At 69.2% G+C, this 3,287-nt stretch carries 2 protein-coding genes; both read right to left on the bottom strand.

Features of this window, described 5'->3' with window-relative positions:
- Positions 1–1,978: condensation domain-containing protein (locus ABEA43_RS67555; protein ID WP_345581464.1), on the bottom strand; the 1,978-nt coding region annotated here is incomplete at its 3' end.
- The coding region (locus ABEA43_RS67550) for an AMP-binding protein (RefSeq protein WP_345581461.1) at positions 1,978–3,287 on the bottom strand (1,310 nt) is incomplete at its 5' end. The genes ABEA43_RS67555 and ABEA43_RS67550, both read right to left, overlap by 1 nt.

Below are 3,287 nucleotides of genomic sequence, written 5' to 3'. Positions count from 1 at the left end.
ACGTCGTCAACGCCACCCGCCCCATCCCCGCCAGCACATGCGCACCCAGCCACCCACACAAACTCACCACCCCGCGATGCGACACCACCACACCCTTCGGCCGACCCGTCGATCCCGACGTGTACACCACATACGCCGCGTTCCTGCCATCCACCACCACGCCCAACGCCCCACCAGGCAGATCCGCCAGCTCCGCCGTCACGCCCGGATCGTCCAGCACCACCACCGGCGCCCCCGGCACCGCACCCGCCGTCTCCGCCGAGGCGAGCACCACTACCGGTGCCGCGTCCCGTACCATCCACTCCAGTCGCTCGCCTGGGTAAGCCGGGTCCAACGCCACATACGCCCCACCCGCCTTCAGCACCGCCACCAATGCCACGATCAGGTCGGCGCCACGCTCCAGGCAGACCCCCACCACCGACTCCGCGCGGACGCCACGCGCCACCAGCAGACGAGCCAGCCGATTGGCCCGCTCATCCACCTCCGCATACGACAAACCCACCCCGCCGGCCACCAACGCCACCGCTTCCGGCGACCGCGCCACCTGCGCCTCGAACAGCTCTGCCAATGACTCGGCCGCCACCTCGGCCGCCGTGTCATTCCACCCACCCAGCAGCAACCCCCGCTCGACCTCGTCCTGCACCTTCACCCCGCTCAACCGGGTCGACGGATCGCCGGTCACCTCGTCCAGCACCCGGACCAACCGCGCCACCAGCGTCTCCGCCGACCGCCGATCGAACAGGTCGGCCGCCGCCACCAGCGACCCGCGCAACCCACCCGACCCCGGCACCTCCACCACCGTGAAGTCCAGATCGAACTTGGCCGCCGACGTCCCGGCCGCGACGTCTGCCGACACCGCGGCGGACGGCCCGCCGACCCGCGTGCCGGGCAGCTCCAGCACCGCCTCGGCGTGGTTCTGGACCTTGAACATCACCTGGAACAACGGATGCCGCGCCATCGACCGCGTCGGCGCCAGTTCCTCCACCAACCGCTCGAACGGCAGCTCCTGGTGCGCGAACGCGGTCCATCCGGTCTGCCGCGCGCGCGAGAGCACTTCGGTGAACGTCGGGTCGCCGGACAGGTCCGTACGCAGCACCAGGTTGTTGACGAAGAACCCGACCAGGTCATCCAGCGCGACGTCGGTACGGCCGGCCACGGTCGTACCGATCGGAACGTCGGCCCCGGCCCCAAGCCGTGACAGCAGCACGGCCAGCGCCGCCTGCAAGACCATGAACGTGGTCGCGCCCTCGGCCCGCGCCAGCTCCACCACCCGCGCGTGCACCTCGGCCGAGACCTCGATCGGCACCGTGTGCCCCCGATGCGAGGCCACCGCCGGACGCGGGCGATCGAAGGGCAGCTCCAGCTCCTCCGGAAGGCTGGCCAGAGCCTCTCGCCAGTAAGCCAGCTGGGTGGAGATCAGGCTGCCCGGATCATCCTCGTCCCCGAGCAGCTCGCGTTGCCACAGGGTGTAGTCGGCGTACTGGACCGGCAAGGGCTCCCATTGCGGGGCCGACCCTCCGCACCGAGCCGCATAGGCCACCGAGACGTCACGCGCCAGCGGTCCCATCGACCAGCCGTCGCTGGCGATGTGGTGCACGACGACCACCAGCACCCGCTCGTCCGCCCCGGCCTCGAACAACCAAGCCCGGATCGGCACCTCCGACGCCAGATCGAAGGCATGCCCCGCCGCTTCGGCCACCACGCTCGGCAGGTCGGCGGGGGCGACCTCGACGACCGGCAGCTCCCATGCCAGCTCACCGAACGGCACCACATGCTGATGCGGCTCGCCCGCCACGTCAGGGAAGATCGTCCGCAGCACCTCGTGGCGCTCGATCACATCCCGCAGAGCCAGGCCGAGGGCGTCGCGGTCCATTTCGTCCGACAGTCTCAGCACAACCGGCATGTTGTAGGTCGCGCTCGGCCCTTCCGACTGAGTGACGAACCACAACCGGCGCTGCGCGAACGACAACGGAATCATCAGGACTCCTTCTGAGTACGCATGGGCCGCAACGCCGGCCTCGCTGATTTGAGATCACCAAGCTGCCGTGCAAGTCCTGCGGCCGTCGGGGCCTCTATCAGGACCTTCAACGGCACTTCCACGCCCAGCGCCGCCCTGATCTGGCTGACCAGCCGCACGGCCAGCAGCGAATGCCCGCCCAGGGCGAAGAAGTCGTCATCCACCCCGACGCTGTCCAACCGGAGGACTTGTGCGAATGCCGCGCACAAAAGCTCTTCTTCGCGGGTCGCGGGTTCTCGGCTGATCTTGATGATGTGCTGAGGGGCGGGCAGGGCTTTGCGGTCGAGCTTGCCGTTGACCGACACCGGCAACGCGTCCAGCACCACCACCGCCGACGGCACCATGTACTCCGGCAACCGCCCCGCCGCGAACCCCCGCACCACCTCCGCATCGACCGGCCCACCAACCGCCACCACATAGGCCACCAACCGCACATCCCCCGGCACGTCCTCCCGCGCCACCACCGCCACCTGCCCCACCCCAGGACACCCCGCCAACACCAGACTGATTTCGCCCGGTTCGACCCGGAACCCACGCACCTTCACCTGATCATCAGCACGCCCGGCGAACAGCAGCTCACCATCGGCCGACCAGGACGCCCGGTCCCCCGTCCGATACATCCGCATCCCAGACCCGAACGGACACGCCACAAACCGCTCAGCCGTCAACCCCGGACGCCCGACATAGCCGCGAGCCACCTGCACCCCGGCCACATACAACTCACCCACCACACCTGGCGGCACCGGAGCCAGGAACTCAGCCAGCACGAAGGCCCGCGTATTGGCCACCGGCCGGCCAATCGGGACAGAGCTTCCGGCCCAGTCAGGCGAGCACTCCCAGGCGGTCACATCGACCGACGCCTCGGTGGGCCCGTAGTAGTTCTCCAGCCGCACGCCGTCCAGTACCTCGAAGAACCGCCGCATCACATGCACCGGCAGCGCCTCACCCGAACAGACCACCCACCGCAGGCCGCCACACCCCGCCGCCGCAGGCTCGGCCAGAAACGCCTCCAACATCGACGGCACAAAATGCGCCACGCTCACCCGTTCACGACGGATCAACTCCGCCAGATACGCGGCGTCACGATGGCCACCCGGCCGCGCCAGCACCAGCACGCCGCCCCACAACAGCGGCCAGAAGAATTCCCACACCGACACGTCGAACCCGAACGACGTCTTCTGCACCACCCGCTCACCCGCCGACAACCCCAACCGCTCCTGCATCCAAGCCAGCCGATTCACCACACCCGCATGCGACACCACCACACCCT

Origin of the sequence: Nonomuraea rosea, assembly GCF_039539705.1 — a bacterium.
Lineage (GTDB): Bacteria > Actinomycetota > Actinomycetes > Streptosporangiales > Streptosporangiaceae > Nonomuraea > Nonomuraea rosea.
Note: the sequence above shows the minus strand (reverse complement) of the source record. Positions and strands in the feature narration are given on the sequence as shown.